Source organism: Arthrobacter sp. W4I7, from assembly GCF_030816215.1.
Lineage (GTDB): Bacteria > Actinomycetota > Actinomycetes > Actinomycetales > Micrococcaceae > Arthrobacter > Arthrobacter siccitolerans_A.
This window is the reverse complement of the sequence record NZ_JAUSXU010000001.1, coordinates 544,590-563,683: the sequence shown is the minus strand read 5'-3', so window position 1 is coordinate 563,683 and position 19,094 is coordinate 544,590. Positions and strand designations below refer to the sequence as shown.

The following is a 19,094-nucleotide window of genomic DNA, read 5'->3' as shown; positions in this document are numbered from 1 at the left end:
AGCTGTGTCAGCCCCGAAGAACAATCCAGGGGGCGCTCCGCTCCGAATGAATGACATGGAAAAGCTTCGGAACTTGCTCAAGGGTCCCCCTGCCATGGCCGCACTGGCAGGTGTGGTGGCGGCCGCCGTCGTGCTTGCCGTGGCCGAGCTGGCGGGAGCGTTTTTCACGGCCCGCGCCACCCCTGTGTTCGCCCTCGGATCCACGTTCATCGACTTCACGCCGTCGTGGATGAAGGACTTCGCGATTGCCACGTTCGGCACCAATGACAAGGCTGCACTATTTGTGGGCATGGGACTGACCATCGCGGTGCTGGCGTGCGTGCTGGGCGTGGTGGCGTACCGGCGGTGGGCATTGGGCGTGCTGGGTGTCCTGTTGATGGGCGCCGTCATCGTGACGAGCGTGGTGACCAGGGCGGGCGTAGGGCCGGCGGACGCCATCCCCTCTGTTGTGGGTACCATCGCCGGCTTGATGGTGCTGCGGCTCCTGGTGAACCGCTTGCGGGGCTTGAAGGCCTGGCCCGACGCACCGGCAGACTCTGCCGTGCCTGGCGGTTCTACCCGCCGCCGCTTCTTCGCCGCCGCCGGGATCACTGCGGCCGCTGCCGGCATCGCCGCGACGGGTGGCCGGCTCCTGGGCGCGGCACGCAGCAACATCGCCCGGGCGCGGGACGCCATGCAACTGCCCGCACCGGCCATGGCAGCGGCTGCTGTTCCGGACGGGGTCCAGTCCCCGGTAGCGGGCGTCCCGCCATGGCTGACCCCCAATGGTGAGTTCTACCGCATCGATACCGCCCTCAGCGTCCCGGAAATCAACGCCGGCGAGTGGGAGCTCCGGGTGCACGGGCTGGTGGAGGAAGAAGTGCGGCTCACCTTCCAGGACCTGCTCGACGCCGACCTGATCGAATCGCACGTCACGCTCACCTGTGTCTCCAATCCAGTGGGCGGCAACCTCGCCGGCAACGCCAAATGGCTGGGCTTGCCCATCCGTGAGGTACTGGCGCGGGCCAGGCCCAGGGACGGGGCGGACATGGTGCTGTCCACCTCCATCGACGGTTTCAGCGCTTCCACACCGCTGGAGGTCCTCCAGGATGACCGCGACGCCATGCTGGCGATCGGGATGAACGGCGAGCCGCTGCCCCTGGAGCACGGCTACCCGGTGCGGATGGTGGTTCCGGGCCTGTACGGCTTCGTCTCCGCCACCAAGTGGGTGGTGGACCTCGAGGTAACGAGGTTTGCAGACAACAAGGCCTACTGGACGGAACGCGGTTGGTCCGAGCGGGGGCCCATCAAGACCATGGCGCGGGTAGACGTTCCCCGGTCCTTCGCAAAGGTGCCCGCCGGGAAGGTGGCCGTCGGCGGCACCGCCTGGGCCCAGACCCGTGGCATCAGCAAGGTGGAGCTCCAGATCGACAACGGCGACTGGGCGGAGGTGGATCTCTCCGCTGAGGCGTCGCTGGTCACCTGGCGCCAATGGTCCTATGAGTGGGACGCCGCGCCGGGCCCGCACTACCTGAAAGTCCGCGCCACTGACGGCACGGGCGAGGTGCAGACTGAGCAGCGCGCAGATCCGGTTCCCGACGGTGCGTCCGGCTGGCAGTCGGTGATGGTCACCGTGGAGTAGCCGGGCATCCGTGATGCTGGCCCCTAGACTGGCAGAATGCCGCATAACCCGCATGCCACCTTTACCGTGGACTCCGCCGTCGAACTGGCCGTGATCGAACGCAGTGGGTTTGTGGAATCCCGGCACATCGGCTCCGCCGTGCTGCTCGCCGCCGACGGGTCCGTGGTCACCGAACTTGGCGACATCAACACGCCCATCTATGCAAGGTCCGCCCTGAAGCCTTTCCAGGCGCTGGCGTCGATGCAGTCGGGCGTGCCCCTCCGCGGCGCCCAGGTGGCGCTGGCGTGCGCCAGCCACGTGGGCTCCCTGGACCATATGGACGTGGTGTCCGGCATGCTGAAGGCGGCCGGGGTGCGCGAGGACCAGCTGCAGTGCCCGGAAGCCTGGCCGCAGGATGAAACAGCCCGGAACTGGCTGGTGCGTTCCGAACGCGGCAAATCCAAGCTGGCCTTCAACTGTTCAGGAAAGCACGCCGCCTTCCTGTGGGCGTGCACCGAGAACGGCTGGGATACGCACAGCTACCTGGAGCCCAACCATCCGCTGCAGCAACGGGTCCGCAGCGTCATTGAAGAGTACACGGGCGAGAAGATCGCGCACCTGGGAATCGACGGGTGCGGTGCGCCGGTGGCAGCCGTCTCCCTGAAGGGCCTGGCGCGGGGCTTCTCGCAGCTGGCCAAGGCGCCCGGTGACCAGAGCTTCAGCGCCCGGGCCGCCACCATCGCAACATCGATGCTGGACTACCCGTGGGCGGTGCAGGGCCGCGGCGAGGCGAACACCGTGGTGATGGATGAGCTGGAAATCATCGCCAAAATAGGGGCGGAAGGCGTCCTGGCCATGGCCACGCAGCAGGGTGTTTCCGTGGCCGTCAAGATCCTGGACGGGAACCTCCGGGCCACCTCGCTGGTGGCGCTGACCCTGCTCGCCGCTGCCGGCGCCGTGGAAATTCCCGGTGTTGCCAGTGTGCTCGAGAAGGTAGTTGAGCCGGTGCTGGGCGGTGGCCAGCCCGTGGGAAAGATCCGGCTCGGCCCGGCTGTCTCGGCGCTCCTGGACTGAATCCCCGCCATCCGATCCATCACCAACGGAAGACCTAACCATGCCTGTAGCCCGCCGTCGTATTGACGTTCAAGAAGGCGCCGCGGCGGTTGCGGCATGGCGGAAAGCTGCCAATCCGCCGTCGGACGGTCCTCCAGTTCCTCGGGCCGTCCTGGCCACCGCTGTGCGGTACACCCTGGAGGAAGTCACGGCCCGGGCGCCGGGGAATTCGGTGGAGGTGCGCGTGCCGCCCTTCGGCGTCACGCAGTGCGTGGAAGGGCCCCGCCACACGCGCGGAACACCGCCCAACGTGATCGAGTGCGACGCCGCCACCTGGCTTGCGATGGCTACCGGCGAGTTGAGCTGGGCGGAGGCAGTCGCGGCCGGCAAGGTGGCCGCCTCGGGCCTGCGTGCTGACCTCTCGGCCCTCCTGCCGCTGTAGTCCGGGAGTTTATGCGCCGGGTCAGCCGCGGCCGATGAACGGCATGCCGGCGGCGGTGATCACCACGGACCCCACACTTGCCGACGGCGGCATGTTGGCCATCATCAGCACTGCGCGGGCTGCATCCTCCACCGGAAAGGTGGGCTCAACCCGGCGGCTGCCGTCGGCCTGGAGCGCGCCCGCCCCAACGCCGATGGTGTCCATGATGTCGGTGGCGGTGTTGCCGATGTCGATCTGCCCGCAGGTGATGCCGAAGTCCCGGCCGTCGAGCTCGATGCTTTTGGTCAGCCCGGTCATGGCGTGCTTGGTGACGGCGTAGGCCACTGTCCTGGGCCGGGGCGAGTGCGCTGAGATGGAACCGTTGTTGATGATCCGGCCGCCCTGCGGATCCTGCGCCTTCATGGCCCGGACGGCGGCCGCGGCACAGAGCATGGATCCGGTCAGGTTCACTGCCAGGGTGGCATCCCAGTCGGCCAGGGAGATCTCGTCCACGCTGGCCGCCGGGCCGAACACGCCGGCGTTGTTGAACAGCAGGTCCAGCCGCCCCCACCTTTGGCGGGTTGCCTCGAAAAGGCGCTCGACGTCGTCGGGCCGGGTGATGTCGCAGGTGACCGGAAGAGCGTGCGGATAGCCGTCCGCGGTCTCCACCAGCTGCTGTTCGCGCCGCCCGGCGAGGGCAACGGCATAGCCGTCGGTCAGGAGAAGGCGGGCCACCGCCCGGCCGATGCCGGAACCCGCTCCGGTGACCACTGCGATGCGGCCCGGGGCCTGGGGATGGTTCAAACTGTTCTCCTGTTGTGCCTGTTGCCGCCGCGCAAGGCCGTGCGTTAGAGGGAGGCCGGCACGCCCGCGCTGTTCAGCGGCCAGCCTACGACGGTCTTGGGCCGCGGCGCAGCGTAGGTCCGGACCTTGGATGTGGAAAGGCGCATGCGGACCAGGGATTCGGCGATGGTTACGGCGGAGGCAACACCATCCACAACCGGCACGCCGGCACGCCGCCTGATCTGCTCATCCAGGCCGGCCATCCCGCCGCAGCCGAGCACAATCACCTCGGCTTTGTCCTGGCTGACGGCCAGCATGGCCTGGCTGATGATGGCTTCCACGGCGCGGTCCGGTTCCTCCTCGAGTTCCAGGACGGCCATGCCGCTGGCCCGGACTGATGCGCAGCGGGCATCAAGGCCGGCAAGTTTGAGCCGGTCCTCGATCAGCGGGACGGTCCGGTCCAGGGTAGTGACCACCGAATACTTGTGGCCCAGGAACATCGCGGTGCTGGCCGCCGCCTCGGTGATATCCACTACCGGGACGTCGAGCAGCTCCTGGAGCCCCTCGCGACCCTGCTCGCCGTACCCGGCCTGGACGACGGCGTCGAACGGCTCGGGATAGCGGGTCACCGCATCCATCACGGCGATGGCCGCAAGGTAGCTTTCGAAGTTCCCCTCGCAGGAGTCCGCCCCGAAGCGCGGCGTGATGCCGACGATTTCCGTTCCCGGGGACGCGATGCTGCGGGCCTGGGCGGCGATGGAGTCCGTCATGGACCCGGTGGTGTTGACGTTGGCGACGAGTATGCGCATGGGAATCCTTTGTGGGTGCTGGAGTTAGTGGGTGCTGGCGACGGCGATGGTCTCGCCATCGCGGTCTTCCAGCCGCTGCGAGCGGTCCGCGATGAAGAAGTACATCACTGCTGCGATGCCGGCGGCGAAGAACCAGGCGAACGGTGCCGCCGGCGCCAGCGCGGGGACGAACGCAATGAGGAGGGCGACGGCGGCGGCCGGCACCAGTGCGGTAATCGCCTTGGGGTTGACGCCGTTTTTGTAGTGGTAGGCACCTTCCGGGGAGGCGGTGTAAAGCTCCGGAACGTTGACCTTGCCGCGGCGGATGAGCCAGTAGTCGGCCATGACCACCCCGAACAGCGGGCCGAGGAGGGCACCGAGGCCGCCCAGGAAGTACACGATCACCAAGGGGTTGTTGTAGAGGTTCCAGGGCAGGATGACCAGGCCGATAACGGCGCTGACGATCGCTGCCTTGCGGAAGTTCAGGTGCTTGGGGAACAGGTTGGTCAGCGCATAGACAGGGGCCACGAAGTTGGCCATGAGGTTGACCGCGATGGTCAGGATGAGCAGCGCCAGGCAGGCCAGCACCAGGAACAGCGTGTTGGGGATGGTCCGGACAATGTCCGAAGGGCTCTCGATGATGGTGCCGTTAATCTTGAACTGCCCGCCCGCCAGGACCACCACAATGGCGCCGAACACGAGCATGTTGATGGGGATGCCCCAGAAGTTTCCCCGCACGATGGCCTTTTTGGAGACCGCGGAGCGGGTGAAGTCGCAGAAATTCAGGACGAACGTTCCGTAGATCGAGACCCAGAGGGCGCCGCCGGCGAAGATGGTGAGCCACATCTGGGGCCCTTCCAGGGCGTTGTCCGAGGACCAGGCGATGGCGCCGCCGGCTTCGATGAAGATCCAGATTGCGATGGCCGCCATGGTGGCCAGGATGACCGGCCCGGCAAACGCCTCATACTTGCGGATCATCTCCATGCCGAAGCTGACAATGACCAGCTGGACGATCCAGAGGATGACGAAAGCGATCCATCCGAGGGTGGACAGGCCGAGGATGGAGTTTTTGTCCAGCTCCACCAGCGCGGGGAACATCGCCACGAGCATTACGCGGAAGACCACGGAGGCGAGGTAGGTCTGGATGCCGAACCAGGCCACGGCCACGGCGCCGCGCAGGAGGCTGGCGATTTGTGCTCCGCGGATTCCGAAACTGATCCGGCTCATCACGGGGAAGGGGACGCCGGTTTTGACTCCCATAAACCCGGAAAGGGTCAGGAGCCCGAAGAGGAGCGCTGCGCCGATGCCCAGGGCGAGGAGGATCTGCCAGCCACCGAGGCCCAGGGCGAAGAGCCCGATGGCGAAGGCATAGTTGCCGAGGCTGTGGACGTCGTTGGCCCAGAGGGTGAAGATGCTGTAGCCGGACCAGCTGCGGCCGGCCCGTTTGGTGGGGGCGAGGTCTGCGTTGTAGAGGGTGGGGCTGATGGCCTGGCCTGACGCCGCACTTGCTGATGCGCAAAGAGCGTCAATGCCTGTTGCCGGGTGTGCGGAAGAATCTGACGGCGCTGTCAGGTCAGGAGCCGCGTCAACGCCCGCCGGTGGAGGGGTCTGCATAGGGGGATCTCCAGTTCTAGGTATTCCGCCGTGGTGAGCTCACGGCCCCTAGGGCCGGTTCTGTTATTCCACATTGCGAAATGAAGATATTGAATCGTGAAAACAGCTTATGATGTGGATCACCTTCGGTCAAGGAGTGTCGCCTGCATAGCCGGTCATAATTCGCTGGTTCGCCCCAGTCCACCGGTGCAGTCAGGCGGCGGAAGAACCTGCTTTGACCGGGAACATTAGCCGCAGCTATTCTCATAAGGCAATAATGTTTTCTCACAATACGAAAACGTAGAGCCAGTATTCAACGACGAAAAGAGGCTGCCGTGGCTGCAGGAGAAGATACCTCCCATATCCTCAGCGGGTTGACTAACCAGCTGCCTGATCGTGATCCGGAAGAGACCGCCGAGTGGGTTGAGTCCCTGGATTCGTTGATCAGGGAACAGGGTACTGAGCGTGCCCAATACATCATGCGGAGCCTGCTGCAGCGCGCGGGTGCGCAGAGCGTGGGCGTGCCGATGGTGACCACCACCGATTACGTGAACACCATCCCGGTGGACCAGGAAGCAGAGTTCCCGGGCAACGAGGAATACGAGCGCCGGTACCGGGCGTACATGCGGTGGAACGCCGCGGTGATGGTGCACCGGTCCCAGCGGCCCAACATCGGCGTGGGCGGGCACATCTCCACCTACGCCGGGGCTGCGACCCTGTACGAGGTGGGCTTCAACCACTTCTTCCGCGGCAAGGACCACCCCGGCGGCGGGGACCAGGTCTTCTTCCAGGGCCACGCCTCCCCCGGCATGTACGCCCGGGCGTTCATGGAAGGCCGCCTCAGTGAGGAGGACCTGGACGGGTTCCGGCAGGAAAAATCCCGCGAAGGCCACGCCCTGTCCTCCTACCCGCACCCGCGGCTGATGCCGCACTTCTGGGAATTCCCCACCGTGTCCATGGGCATCGGGCCGATGAACGCGATCTACCAGGCCCAGTCCAACCGGTACCTGCACAACCGGGGCCTGAAAGACACCTCCGACCAGCAGGTCTGGGCGTTCCTGGGCGACGGGGAAATGGACGAGCCCGAATCCCGCGGCCTGCTCCAGCTCGCCGCGAACGAGAACCTGGACAACCTGAACTTCGTGATCAACTGCAACCTCCAGCGCCTGGACGGGCCGGTGCGCGGCAACGGCAAGATCATGCAGGAACTCGAAGCGTTCTTCCGCGGCGCCGGCTGGAACGTCATCAAGGTCGTCTGGGGCCGGGAATGGGATGACCTGCTCACCCGCGACACCGACGGGTCGCTGGTGAAAATCATGAACGAAACCCCCGACGGGGACTACCAGACCTACAAGGCCGAATCCGGCGGGTTCGTCCGCGAACACTTCTTCGGCAAGGATCCCGCCACCAAAGACCTCGTCGCGGACCTCACCGATGACCAGATCTGGAACCTCAAACGCGGCGGCCACGACTACCGCAAGGTCTACGCCGCGTACAAGGCCGCCACCGAGTTCAAGGGCAAACCCACCGTCATCCTCGCCAAAACCGTCAAGGGCTACGGACTGGGACCCCACTTCGAGGGCCGCAACGCGACCCACCAAATGAAAAAACTCACCCTCGACGACCTCAAGGAATTCCGGGATTATCTTCGCATCCCGATTTCCGATGCCCGGCTGGAGGAAGACCCTTACGGCCCGCCCTACTTCCATCCCGGCCATGACGCACCAGAGATTGCCTATCTCCACGAGCGGCGCCGTGCACTGGGCGGTCCCGTGCCGGAACGCCGGCCTAACCACGAAACCGTTGAGCTGCCCGAGGCCAAGACGTTTGACATCGCCAAACGCGGCACGGGCAAGCAGCAGGCCGCCACCACCATGGCCTTCGTCAGGCTCCTGAAGGACCTGATGCGGGACAAGAAGTTCGGGCACCGGATTGTGCCCATTGTTCCGGATGAATCCCGGACCTTCGGTATGGATGCGTTCTTCCCTACGGCGAAGATCTACAACCCGGGCGGACAGAACTACCTGTCCGTGGACCGGGACCTCGTCCTGGCCTACAAGGAATCCGCGCAGGGCCAGCTCATCCACCCCGGCATCAACGAAGCCGGCGCCGTGGCAGCCTTCACCGCCGCCGGCACCGCGTACGCCACCCACGGCGTGCCCCTGGTCCCCGTCTACGTGTTCTACTCCATGTTCGGCTTCCAGCGCACCGGCGACGCCTTCTGGGCAGCAGCAGACCAAATGACCCGCGGCTTCATCATCGGCGCCACCGCAGGACGGACCACCCTCACCGGCGAAGGCCTCCAGCACGCCGACGGCCACTCCCCGCTCCTGGCCTCCACCAACCCGGCAGTGGTCACCTACGACCCCGCCTTCGGCTACGAAATGGGCCACATCATTCGCGACGGCATTGAACGCATGTACGGGGAGCATTCCGACGGCGGCCCGGCAGGTCCCGCAGACCGGAACCTCATGTATTACCTCACGGTGTACAACGAGCCGATCACCCAGCCCGCCGAACCGGAGAACCTTGACGTGGAAGGTGTACTGAAAGGCATCTACCGGGTCTCGGCGTCGGACCTGGAAGGCCCGAAGGCCCAGATCCTGGCGTCCGGCGTCTCCGTGCCGTGGGCCCTCGAAGCCCAACGAATCCTGGCCGACGACTGGAACGTCTCCGCCGACGTCTGGTCCGTGACCTCCTGGAACGAACTGCGCCGCGACGGCATGGCCGCCGAAGAGGAAGCCTTCCTCATCCCCGGCCAGCCGGCCCGCGTCCCGTTCGTCACCAAGCAGCTCGAAGGCGCCACCGGCCCCGTCGTCGCCGTCTCGGACTACATGAAGGCCGTCCCGGACCAGATCCGCCAATTCGTCCCCAACGAATTCGCCACCCTCGGTGCCGACGGCTTCGGCTTCTCCGACACCCGCGCCGCAGCCCGCCGCTTCTTCAAAAACGATATCCACTCGATCATCGTGAAAACGCTGCAGATGCTCGCGGCGAGGGGTGACGTGGAGGAGGGCGCGCCGTCGTACGCCATGGACCGCTACAAACTCCTGGACGTGAACGCCGGGACCACCGGCGGGGCCGGCGGCGACGCCTGACCAGCCATCCAGATGACAGTTGGCGGCAGTCCCAGCGTGTGACACTGCTGCCAACTGGCATCCCGCGTGGATAGTGTGAGGCTATGGGGAACATGGAGGAGGTCCGGACCACGGGGATTGTGCTTGCAGCCGGCGCCGGCACCAGGCTGGGCAAAGGTCCCAAGGCACTGCTCCCGTACCGTGGCCGGCCGCTGGTGGAATCCGTCGCAGGGGCGCTGCTCGACGGCGGCTGCCGGGAGGTGGTGGTGGTGCTCGGCGCCGGCGCTCCGGACGTGGCGGCCATCGCCGAACTGGACCGCTACCGGACGGTGGTGAACCACGAATGGCAGTCAGGGATGGGCAGTTCCCTGCTGCTCGGCAACGCCAGCGCGGATCCCAGGGACCATCTGATGGTGGCACTCGTGGACCAGCCCGGCCTGACTCCCCGGGCAGTGGGGCGGCTGCTTGCGGCCCACCGTGCGGGCCGGGTCACCGCGGCTGCCTACGACGGCGGGGCTGCCGCAACAGAGGGTGCAGGCGGCGGGTTCCGGCGCGGTCATCCGCTGGTCATCGACGCCGGCCTGCGGGACGCTGTGGCCGGTACAGTTACGGGCGACTCCGGGGCGCGCGGCTTCCTGCAGGCCCATCCGGAGCTGGTGGACGAGGTGGACTGCAGCGACCTTTCCACCGGACTGGACGTTGACACGCCGGAGCAGCTGTACCTCCTGGGCTAGCGGCGGATCACGCCGGTGCTGAACAGTTCCTCCAGGCCCCGCTTGAAACCGGACCTCCCGCCGTGGGAAGGGTGCCGGACTTTTGGCACGTCCATTCCGCTGGACAGCAGGCTGCGGTGTGCCACGTTGCCCACCGCCACCACGGTTTCGATGCCGAACAGCTCCGCGAGCGACTGCCAGAACGGCGTCCCGGCCCTGGCGTCGGCAACCGTTGGCGTCCGGTTGGTCTGGGGCTTTCCGGGCACGTGGGTATGCCACGGGCAGGCGCTCCACAGCAGGGGCAGGAACTGTAATTCGGCCAGGACCTCCCACATCACGGTTGCAGTCGGCTCGGCCGCGACCTCCGCTGCCTCCGGCGGCAGCGAGTAGCCCTTGCCCGGGCCGAACAAGCCGAAGCTGTTGGGCGGCCCTTGGAACATGGTGCGGTTGGTGAACGGAACTCCGGTGATCCTCATGCCCCGGAAACCCGGAGCCTCGCCCAGGAGCAGTACCGAGGGCGGCCGGTTCAGCATCTCCTCGAGGTACAGCTCCAGGTTCCGCCGGCGCCCTGCATTGCCGGGGCTGCTGTGGTCAAAGAAGTTGTTGCGCCCCGGAACCGTGGGCACGGCAGCGAGCCGCTCCACAAAGTCGTTGACAGAGGCATTCACCGGCGTGCTCCCATGCGGACGTGTGTAAGAGAGCCGCCCGGGCGAGCGCAGCGAGGCATGGGGCAGGCGGCGAACGCTACCAGCGCGGGTGGATAACCTCACGGAAGTAGTGGTCGTAGATCCAGCGGACGCCGCCGTCGAACTCTTCATTGACTGCCACGGAAGCCGCGGCAGCATTTGCCGCAGTCTGTTCCACGTTGCGCGCCCCGGGGATTACGGTAGTGACGCCGTCCTGCGCCGCGATCCAGGCGATAGCTGCCTGGGCAGTGCTGGCACCTTCCGGAACGATCTGCTCAAACTCGGCCACGGCCTTCAGGCCCAGCTCGTAGTCCACGCCGGAGAACGTCTCGCCGACGTCGAAGGAGTCGCCGTTGCGGTTGTAGTTCCGGTGGTCGTTCTCCGCGAAAGAGGTCTCCTTCGTGTACTTGCCGGAGAGCAGGCCGGACGCGAGCGGCACCCGCGCGATGATGCCCACGTTGGCTGCCTTCGCATCGGGTAGGACCTCGTCCAGGGGCTTGAGCCGGAAGGCGTTCAGGATGATCTGGACGGAGGCGGTGCCCTCATGGCGGATCGCTTCCAGGGCCTCGTCGGTGCGCTCCACGCTGACGCCGTAGTTGCGGATGGCGCCCTCAGACACCAGGGTGTCCAGGGCGTCATAGACCTCCGCGTTGCTGTACACCGGGGTGGGCGGGCAGTGCAGCTGGACCAGGTCCAGGGTGTCGGTGCCCAGGTTTTTCCGGGACCGGTCCACCCATTGGCGGAAGTTGGCCAGCGTGTAGTGCTCCGGCTTCTGGTCCACGCGGCGGCCCATCTTCGTGGCCACCGTGATGTCCAGTCCGGGGTTGTCCGCGAGGAACTGACCGATGGCCTGCTCGCTCTTGCCGTCACCGTAGACGTCGGCGGTGTCGAAGAAATTCACTCCCGCTTCAACGGAAGCAGCCAGGATTGCCTGCGCCTGGGCGGGGTCCACGTTGCCCCAGTCCGCGCCTAGCTGCCAGGTTCCCAGCCCCACAATGGAGACGTTCCGTCCGGTCTTGCCTAAAATCCGCTGTTCCATCCCTTGACTATAGGGGGCGGTTGCGCAGCCGCCGGAATTTTACGGCCCCCGCCGCGCCGGTCATGCCGCCGCCGGGCAAGGGGCACGCGCCGCCCTCAGAGAGCCGAGCGCTGCAGGTTGGGCACCAGCCCCGCTTCCTTAAGTCCCAGGTAGATCTTGTCCCGGGCAATCGGCAGGGTGCCGAATCGCACTCCGGTGGCGTTGCGGATGGCGTTCGCGAGGGCGGGTGCCACGGGATTGAAGGGGCTTTCGCTCATGGACTTGGCACCGAGCGGGCCCAGCTTGTCGTTGGTATCCGCGAAGTACACTTCGCTGCGCGGCACGTCCGCAAAGGTGGGGATGTGGTACTGCCGCAGGATGTCCGTGGTGACCCTGCCGTCGTCGTCAATCACCACCTCCTCATACAGAGCGGCGCCGATGGCCTGGGCAATCCCGCCCTCGATCTGGCCGCGGCACTGGCGCGGATTCACCACCACACCGGCGTCCGCCGCCTGCACGCTCTGCAGGATTTTCAGCTCGCCCGTCCCGCGGTTCACCGCCACCCGGAAACCGTGCACGTTGAAGGCCACGGACCGAGGCGTCCCGCCCCAGCGGCCTTCCGCTGCGAGTTCGACGCCGGCTTCCGCAGCCGCCTGCGCGAGTTCAGCGAGCGGCACGGGCATTCCGTCGATGATGATGGCATCCCCGTCGAGCACGCAGGCGGAGGCCTGGGTCTGGTGGATCCCCGCGGCGAACGCGCGGACGCGTACGGCCAGTTCCTCGGCGGCGGCCAGCGTTGCCTTGCCTGCCACCACAGTGCCCGCGGAGCCGAAGGCCCCGGTATCGTGTTCCACCAGGTCGGTATCCGATTGCCGCACCGCTACCCGCACCGCTTCCGTGGACAACGCCGTGGCCGCCAGCTGGGCGTGGACGGTGGTGGTGCCGTTGCCGAACTCGGCGGTCCCGACGTCGGCCTGGTACGTTCCGTCCAACAGGAGCCGGAGCCGGGAATGGGCAAAGTGGCCGCGCGGGGGCACGGTGTCAATCATGGAGAGCGCGGTCCCCTCGCCGGTGAGCCACTCCGGCCCCAGTTCGTCCAGGCCGGCAGCCCGGTAGCGTTCCCGGCCGCGGGCCAGGGCGTCACGGACCAGGCTCAGGCACTGGTCCAGCCCGTAGCTGCCATAGTGGACGTCCTCCTCGGGCTCCGGCTGGGTGGACAGCATCCGGTCCCCTTCGCGCACCATGTTCCGGCGGCGGAATTCGGACGCGTCCATGCCGATGCCGGCCGCGAGCTCGTCCATAGCCGACTCGATGGCGAAGATCATCTGGCTCAACCCGTAACCCCGGAATGCCCCGGCTGGAACCGTGTGGGTGTACATCGCGTGGGCGTCCACCTTCTTGTTGGTGCAGTTGTACACGCTCAGGGATTCGCCGCAGCCGTGGAACATCACACCCGGCCCGTGGTTGCCGTAGGCGCCGGTGTTGGTCAGGACATCCAGTTCCAGGGCCGTGAGCCGGCCGTCATTGCTGGTGCCGGCCTTGAGCTTGATGGTGAACGGATGGCGGGTGGTGGTGGCGGTGAACTGCTCGGTCCTGGTCAGTTCGAGCTGGACGGGCCGCCCCAGCTTGAGGGCTGCGAGCGCCACGATGTCCTCGGTCAGGACCTCCTGCTTCCCGCCGAAACCGCCGCCCACCCGGCCGGCCACCACGTGGACCTGCTTCTCCGGAAGCCCGAAAACTCGGCACAGGGTCCGCCGGACCAGGAACGGCACCTGGCTGGAGGTCCGGACCTGCAGCCGGCCTTCGCCGTCCACCGACGCGATGGCGGCGTGGGTTTCCAGGGCCACGTGCTGGACGCGCTGGGTGCGGTAGGTGTGTTCGTGGATGAAGTCCGCGGCGGCGAAGCCCTCGGCAACGCTCCCCAGTTCGGAGTGGAGCTCGGCCACCACATTGCGGTCCGGGCGGGAGATGCGGGCCACCGTTCCGTCCTTGTCCCCGTGGACCAGCGGAGCGCCGGGAAGGAGCGCGTCCTGCGGTGAGAAGACCGCGGGCAGTTCCTCGTACTCAACCTCCAGTGCCCGCACCCCTGCTTCGGCGGCGGCTACTGTTTCAGCCACCACCGCGGCGACGCGCTGGCCCCGGAACCGCACCATGTCATCGAGCACGCGGGTATCGTCAGGGTCATCGGTGAACAGTTCGTGCTGGGCCGTGGAGAACAGCTGTTCCGGTGCGTCCTGGTGGGTGAAAACCGCCGCCACGCCGGGGACCTTCAACGCTGCGTCGGTGTTGATGGACAGCACCCGGGCATGCGCGTGCGGCGAGCGCAGGAGTTTGAGGTGGAGCAGGCCCTGGAGTTGGTCTGCGGGGACGTCCAGAGTGTAGCGTGCGGTGCCGGTGACCACTGCCCGGCTGGCAGGTGCGGGGACGTCGTCGCCCAGCTGCCCCGGCTCCGGGTCCGGCTGCCCCTCCCCCGCAATTCCGGAGCCCTGACCTTTGGGAGCCGGGTGGCCGGCAGCCCCGCAGACGGCATCCGAAATGGCCCGGTATCCGGTGCACCGGCAGAGGTTTCCCTTCAGGTTCCGGGGCAGGTTCTCCTTCTGTTCGTCATCGAACGTTGCGGCCGTCATCACCATCCCCGCAGTGCAGAACCCGCACTGGAAGCCCTGCCGCTCCATGAACTGCTGCTGGACGGGGTGGAGGTCCGCGCCGTCGCCTGCCGTTGAAGCCAGGCCCTCGATAGTGGTGACAGCGTGCCCCTCTGCCCGGACGGCGGGATAGATACAGCTGTGTACCGGAGTGCCGTCCACGTGCACGGTGCAGGCTCCGCAGTCGCCACCGTCGCAGCCCTTCTTGACGCCCAGGCTGCCTTGTTCGCGCAGGTAGGTGCGCAGGCACTGGCCGGGCCGCGGGGCAGTTTCAGCCGGTTCGCCGTTGATCTCGATGGCCATGCTCAGGCCCCTTCCTGCTGTGCGCGGAGTCCTGGTGCATGGTGTCCCCGGTCCGATGGCGGCCAGAAGTCGCCGGAGACCCGGAGCCCGGGCGCCCCTTCAGAGGCAGTGAGCTCGGCCCGGATCTCGTCGGCCAGGCGGTACGTCATATCCCGGCGCCAAACAGGCAGGCCATGGATATCGTTGTGGTAAAGGCCGGCGGGGATCGCCTCGTCGAGTGCCGCGGCCAGGGCATCGGTGTCCGGCAGGGCGTCGAAGCGCAGCTGCACCGGCCGTTTGGTGGCGGCGGTGACGGTGAGGACAAAGGACGTACCGGCGTCGAGCCTTCCAATCAGCAGCACCCCGGACCTGCCGAGGTTGCTCAGCGACAGCCGGCGGAACGCCACCCGGGAGGCAAGGGCCGACGCCGGGAGGCGGATGCTGCGCAGGAGCTCGCCGGGTGCCAGGCAGTTCGTCGCGTCGCCCGTGACGAAGTCGCTCACCGGCACGCTGCGGCTGGCGCCACCGGGGCCAAGGATGGTGGCGGTGCCGTCCAGTCCGGCGCAGAGCGAGATGACGGGGCCCGCGGGCAGGGACGTACACAGGTTGCCGCCCACTGTGGACATGTTCCACACCTTGAAGGAGGCCACGAAGGAGTCGCAGCAGGGACGGATGAGGTCCAATGCGGGCCAGGTTTCCTGAAAGACGCCCGGCTGCCCGGGGAGGTTATAGAGCTCCGCGATGGTGCAGGTGGCGGCGAGCTCGATGCCGGCATCTGTCACGCTGACCGGCGTCCAGCCGGCCGAGCCCAGGTCCAGGAGGCGCTTCAACGGCTGGGGCCCAAAGGCGAAGCTGCCGTAGGAGAACAACACCGTGCCGCCGGCCAGCCAGGCGTCGCCGTCGCGCCATTGTGCGGGGTCGGTGGTGGGGACCACCGCCTCGATGGTGTTCATGTCCATACGATCTCCTGGTGCTTAACGTTGATGGGGGCCGGGGCGGGTGTGTCCGCCGATGGCGCGGCCTGCTGGTGGATGGGGCCGGAGGTCTCCCTCAACGGCTGGTGCGATGCTGCCTTGTTGCGGGCGGCGATGAGCTCGGCCAGGACGGAGACCGCCACTTCCGCGGGGGTTACTGCTCCGAGGTCCAGGCCGAGCGGTGAGTGGAGCCCGGCGATCCGCTCGGGGGGCACACCCCGGTCCAGAAGCGCGTCCACCCGTTGGACATGGCTGCGCCGTGACCCGAGTGCTCCGATGAAAGCGGTGTCCAGTCCCAGCGCGGTTTCGAGCAGGGGAAGATCAAACTTGGGGTCGTGGGTGAGGACGCAGATGACTGTCCTGCCGTCCACGCGTCCTGCGGCCGCTTCTGCCGCGAGGTAGTGGTGCGGCCAGGCGGTGACGACTTCATCGGCGGTTCCGAACCGTGCCTGGCGGGTAAAGGCCGGGCGGGCGTCCACCAGGGTGACGTGGTAGCCCAGCGGTTTGGCGGCCGGTACCAAAGCTGCGCTGAAGTCGTTGGCGCCGAAGACCAGCAGGCGGGGCGCCGCGAGCCGGGACTCCACCAGCACGGCGGCTTCCCCCAGGCATAGGCCGGCACCGGCCAGATTCAGGACGCCAGTCGCCCCGCTGTGCAGGAAGGACTCAAGCCGGGCGGCCCGCGCCCTTCCTGCTTCAACGTGTCCGCCCATGTCCGGCATGGTATCCGGCAACATGTCCAGCAGGGCAGCCAGTTCGGGATGTCCGGAGACACTGGCGGAACCAGGTTCGGGAAGGACGACGGCGCTGCTGCCGCCACCGTCGGGCCGCAGGTCCAGTTTGCGGACCAGCGCCACCGGTTCATCCGGCGCGTAAGCCGCCAGCTGCCGCAGAGCCTCACCCAGCGGGCAGCCCTGGGTTTTGTTGGCCGGTTCAATGTGCACGTCCAGCTCTCCCCCGCAGGTGAGGCCGGCAGCGAACGCATCTTCGGCGCTGAAGCCGAACGTCTCAAGGCGAGTGACGCCGTCGTCCAGTGACTCAAGCGCCGCCGCCACGACTGCTCCTTCCACGCAGCCGCCGGACAGGCTGCCCAGGACAGCGCCGCCGTCGGCCACGAGCATGGAGGTGCCCACCGGCCGGGGAACCGAGCCGCTGGCCCGGACGATGGTGGCCACCGCAAACCGCTGGCGGGCAAGGGCCGGGGCCCAGCCGTTCAGTGAAGGGATCAGGTCAAGCATGGCGGCACTCCTTCTTCCGCGCTGCGGTGGTGTCCATATTGTCGTTCCTATCGGGGGCCGGGCCAAGCCTTGGCCCGGCCCCCAATGTTTCGGGCGCGGTCAGGCGCCCAGCAGCAGGTTGATGGGGCCGCGGGCGAAGTACACCAGGAAGCCCGCGCTGACCACCCACATCAGCGGGTGGATCTTCTTGGCTTTCCCGGATGAGGCACCGATGACCGCCCAGCTGATGAAGCCCACGCCGATGCCGTTGGCGATCGAGTAGCTCAGCGGCATGGTGACGATGGTGAGGAAGGCCGGCAGCGCAACGGTGAACTTGCTGAACTTGATCTCGCGGATCTGCGCCATCATCATCGCGCCCACCACCACCAGCGCTGCGGCCGCCACCTCGAGCGGAACCACGCTGGTGAGCGGCGTGAGGAACATCGAGCCCAGGAACAGGACGCCGGTCACCACTGATGCGAGGCCGGTCCGGGCGCCTTCGCCGATACCGGCGGCGGAGTCGATGTACACCGTGTTGGACGAGCCCGAGGTGGCCCCGCCTGCCACTGCGCCGAAGCCTTCTACGATGAAGGCGGACTTCAGCCGGGGGAACGTGCCGTCCTTGTGGGCGACGCCGGCGCTCTTGGCCAGGCCGGTCATGGTGCCCATGGCATCGAAGAAGTTGGTGAACACCAGGGTGAACACCAGCATGGTGGCAGCCAGTCCGCCGATCCGGCCGAAGGCGCCGAACAGGTCGAAGTGTCCCACCAGGCCCAGGTCCGGTGCGGACACCAGCTGGCCCGAGAGAACGGGGGTGTTCAGGTGCCAGCCGCCGGGGTTGGTATCGCTGGCCGGGCCGATCTTCAGGACTGCTTCGACGACGGCGGCCAGGACCGTGGTGGCCACGATCCCGATCAGCAGCCCGCCCTGGACCTTGCGGGCCACCAGGATGCCCATGGCCAGCAGGCCGACGACGAACACCAGGGTGGGGATGGAGGTGATGGAGCCGCCGTCGCCCAGCTGGACAGGCGGGCCGCCCGCCGTCGCCCGGACGAAGCCGGAGTCCACGAAGCCGATGAAGGCGATGAACAGGCCGATGCCCACCGTGATGGCGGCCTTCAGCTCCTTGGGCACTGCGCGGAAGATGGCGGTGCGGGCGCCGGTGATCCCGAAGAGGACGATCAGGATGCCGTTGATGACCACCAGGCCCATCGCCTCCGCCCAGGTGACCTCGTGGATGACGGAAACGGCGAGGAAGGAGTTGATGCCCAGCCCGGCGGCCAGGCCGAACGGCAGGTTCGCAATGAGGCCGAAAAGGATGGTCATGACGCCGGCCGTGAGTCCGGTGACGGCGCCTATCTGTGCCGCTGAGAGCCAGCCCCCGGCGACGTCGGTGGGGGCGTTCTCCGCGGTGAAACCGCCCAGGATCAGGGGGTTGAGGATGACGATGTACGCCATGGTGAAGAAGGTGACCAGGCCGCCGCGGAATTCGCGGGCCAGGGTGGAGCCGCGCTGGGTGACCTGGAAGAACCGGTCCAGGAAAGAGTCCGGCGCCGGCGGTTGGGGAGTGCCCGTTGCGGGCTTGCGGGTGCGGGGACTTGGAGCCGAATGCTCCTCGTGGGAATTGTCCAGGATGGTCATGTCAGCCGCCGGGCCTAGTAGTCGATCCTGGATTCGAGTGTGTTCCAGGTGTTGAACGGTTCCAGCGGGGCGGGAGCCCCGGGATCGTCCAGCACCAGCTTCGAGACCGGCATCAGGGCGTCCCTGTCCTGGTTGTCGAAGTATTCGTAGAAAACGGCGTCATCGAAGCCAACGGAAGCGGCGTCATGCCGGTCCGCGGCGAAGACCACCTTTTCCACCCGGGCCCAGAGCGCGGAGGCCAGGCACATGGGGCATGGCTCGCAGCTGGTGTAGAGGACGGCGCCGCTGAGGTCGAAGGTGCCGAGTTCGCGGCAGGCCGTGCGGATTGCGGTGACTTCTGCGTGTGCGGTGGGATCGTTGTCTGCGGTGACGCGGTTGACGCCGTCGAACGCCCGGCCGTCAGCCGTAACGATCATGGCGCCGAAGGGGCCTCCGCTGTTCAGGACGTTGGCCGTGGCCAACCTGATGGATCTGGCCAGAAACTGTTCGGCCGTGACGGTGGTACTCATGATGCGACTTCCTTTTGCCGGGAAGCCTGATGCCGAGTGCAGGACCAGTAGAACCAGGTGCGAACGGTTACCAGGCTTCAGCATGTGCTGTGAAGGT

General features: G+C 67.0%; 15 protein-coding genes. 5 read left to right on the top strand and 10 right to left on the bottom strand.

The window, feature by feature from the left end; translation table 11 throughout:
- Positions 1 to 55 precede the first annotated feature (55 nt).
- From QF047_RS02625 to QF047_RS02615, 3 genes are read left to right on the top strand one after another with little or no spacing between them, the layout of a single operon-like run.
- Positions 56 to 1,621 carry a molybdopterin-dependent oxidoreductase gene (locus tag QF047_RS02625; RefSeq protein WP_307273615.1) on the top strand — a complete coding sequence of 522 codons (1,566 nt, stop codon included), beginning with the start codon at positions 56 to 58 and terminating at the stop codon, positions 1,619 to 1,621.
- Between the two features lie 36 nt (positions 1,622 to 1,657).
- A complete protein-coding gene (locus QF047_RS02620; RefSeq protein ID WP_306635684.1) occupies positions 1,658 to 2,674 on the top strand; it encodes an asparaginase in 1,017 nt (338 codons plus the stop codon).
- Positions 2,675 to 2,714: 40 nt separating this feature from the next.
- Positions 2,715 to 3,095, top strand: coding sequence for a sterol carrier family protein (locus QF047_RS02615; RefSeq protein ID WP_307273608.1), 381 nt, complete (start codon positions 2,715 to 2,717; stop codon positions 3,093 to 3,095).
- A gap of 21 nt (positions 3,096 to 3,116) precedes the next feature.
- On the opposite strand, the gene QF047_RS02610 is transcribed toward QF047_RS02615, so the two are convergent.
- Genes QF047_RS02610 through QF047_RS02600 form a run of 3 tightly spaced genes read right to left on the bottom strand, consistent with a single transcriptional unit; the run spans position 3,117 to position 6,259 of the window.
- Positions 3,117 to 3,878: an SDR family oxidoreductase gene (locus QF047_RS02610; RefSeq protein ID WP_307273605.1), complete on the bottom strand. Its 762-nt coding sequence runs from the start codon at positions 3,876 to 3,878 to the stop codon at positions 3,117 to 3,119.
- 44 nt (positions 3,879 to 3,922) lie between these two features.
- On the bottom strand, positions 3,923 to 4,666 hold the full coding sequence (locus QF047_RS02605) for an aspartate/glutamate racemase family protein (protein WP_307273602.1): 744 nt from the start codon (positions 4,664 to 4,666) through the stop codon (positions 3,923 to 3,925).
- 24 nt (positions 4,667 to 4,690) lie between these two features.
- The gene (locus QF047_RS02600) at positions 4,691 to 6,259 is read right to left on the bottom strand and encodes an NCS1 family nucleobase:cation symporter-1 (protein WP_307273601.1); all 1,569 of its coding nucleotides are present in this window, start codon (positions 6,257 to 6,259) and stop codon (positions 4,691 to 4,693) included.
- A gap of 314 nt (positions 6,260 to 6,573) precedes the next feature.
- Between QF047_RS02600 and aceE the strand changes: the two genes are divergently transcribed.
- Both aceE and nboR read left to right on the top strand, forming a co-directional pair.
- Positions 6,574 to 9,336: a pyruvate dehydrogenase (acetyl-transferring), homodimeric type gene (gene aceE, locus QF047_RS02595; protein ID WP_307273599.1), complete on the top strand. Its 2,763-nt coding sequence runs from the start codon at positions 6,574 to 6,576 to the stop codon at positions 9,334 to 9,336.
- Between the two features lie 83 nt (positions 9,337 to 9,419).
- Positions 9,420 to 10,049, top strand: coding sequence for a nicotine blue oxidoreductase (nboR, locus tag QF047_RS02590; protein WP_307273595.1), 630 nt, complete (start codon positions 9,420 to 9,422; stop codon positions 10,047 to 10,049).
- Here the strand turns inward: nboR and QF047_RS02585 are convergent.
- The 7 genes from QF047_RS02585 to QF047_RS02555 form a co-directional block, all read right to left on the bottom strand.
- Positions 10,046 to 10,696, bottom strand: a complete 651-nt coding sequence (locus QF047_RS02585; protein ID WP_307273593.1) for a uracil-DNA glycosylase — start codon at positions 10,694 to 10,696, stop codon at positions 10,046 to 10,048. The two genes, nboR and QF047_RS02585, sit on opposite strands and share 4 nt — an antisense overlap.
- A 76-nt stretch (positions 10,697 to 10,772) precedes the next feature.
- On the bottom strand, positions 10,773 to 11,753 hold the full coding sequence (locus QF047_RS02580) for an aldo/keto reductase (protein ID WP_307273590.1): 981 nt from the start codon (positions 11,751 to 11,753) through the stop codon (positions 10,773 to 10,775).
- A 95-nt stretch (positions 11,754 to 11,848) separates the two neighbouring features.
- Entirely contained in the window at positions 11,849 to 14,680 is a 2,832-nt protein-coding gene (locus tag QF047_RS02575) for a molybdopterin-dependent oxidoreductase (protein WP_307273588.1), read from the bottom strand.
- Positions 14,681 to 14,682: 2 nt separating this feature from the next.
- Positions 14,683 to 15,618, bottom strand: coding sequence for an FAD binding domain-containing protein (locus QF047_RS02570; RefSeq protein WP_307273586.1), 936 nt, complete (start codon positions 15,616 to 15,618; stop codon positions 14,683 to 14,685).
- Entirely contained in the window at positions 15,609 to 16,868 is a 1,260-nt protein-coding gene (locus QF047_RS02565) for an XdhC family protein (RefSeq protein WP_307273583.1), read from the bottom strand. Before QF047_RS02565 ends, QF047_RS02570 begins: the two co-directional genes overlap by 10 nt.
- Positions 16,869 to 16,967: 99 nt before the next feature.
- On the bottom strand, positions 16,968 to 18,488 hold the full coding sequence (locus QF047_RS02560; RefSeq protein ID WP_307273580.1) for an NCS2 family permease: 1,521 nt from the start codon (positions 18,486 to 18,488) through the stop codon (positions 16,968 to 16,970).
- 14 nt (positions 18,489 to 18,502) lie between these two features.
- Positions 18,503 to 18,997, bottom strand: coding sequence for a nucleoside deaminase (locus QF047_RS02555; RefSeq protein WP_306635713.1), 495 nt, complete (start codon positions 18,995 to 18,997; stop codon positions 18,503 to 18,505).
- Between the last annotated feature and the right edge of the window lie 97 nt (positions 18,998 to 19,094).

Excerpts from the sequence above, each read along its gene's own strand:
- QF047_RS02605 (WP_307273602.1), bottom strand. The coding sequence starts at position 4,666 with ATGCGCATACTCGTCGCCAACGTCAACACCACCGGGTCCATGACGGAC.
- QF047_RS02580 (WP_307273590.1), bottom strand. The coding sequence starts at position 11,753 with ATGGAACAGCGGATTTTAGGCAAGACCGGACGGAACGTCTCCATTGTG.
- QF047_RS02560 (WP_307273580.1), bottom strand. The coding sequence starts at position 18,488 with ATGACCATCCTGGACAATTCCCACGAGGAGCATTCGGCTCCAAGTCCC.
- QF047_RS02555 (WP_306635713.1), bottom strand. The coding sequence starts at position 18,997 with ATGAGTACCACCGTCACGGCCGAACAGTTTCTGGCCAGATCCATCAGG.
- nboR (WP_307273595.1), top strand. The coding sequence starts at position 9,420 with ATGGGGAACATGGAGGAGGTCCGGACCACGGGGATTGTGCTTGCAGCC.
- QF047_RS02575 (WP_307273588.1), bottom strand. The coding sequence starts at position 14,680 with ATGGCCATCGAGATCAACGGCGAACCGGCTGAAACTGCCCCGCGGCCC.
- QF047_RS02565 (WP_307273583.1), bottom strand. The coding sequence starts at position 16,868 with ATGCTTGACCTGATCCCTTCACTGAACGGCTGGGCCCCGGCCCTTGCC.
- QF047_RS02600 (WP_307273601.1), bottom strand. The coding sequence starts at position 6,259 with ATGCAGACCCCTCCACCGGCGGGCGTTGACGCGGCTCCTGACCTGACA.
- QF047_RS02615 (WP_307273608.1), top strand. The coding sequence starts at position 2,715 with ATGCCTGTAGCCCGCCGTCGTATTGACGTTCAAGAAGGCGCCGCGGCG.
- QF047_RS02625 (WP_307273615.1), top strand. The coding sequence starts at position 56 with ATGGAAAAGCTTCGGAACTTGCTCAAGGGTCCCCCTGCCATGGCCGCA.
- QF047_RS02570 (WP_307273586.1), bottom strand. The coding sequence starts at position 15,618 with ATGGACATGAACACCATCGAGGCGGTGGTCCCCACCACCGACCCCGCA.
- QF047_RS02620 (WP_306635684.1), top strand. The coding sequence starts at position 1,658 with ATGCCGCATAACCCGCATGCCACCTTTACCGTGGACTCCGCCGTCGAA.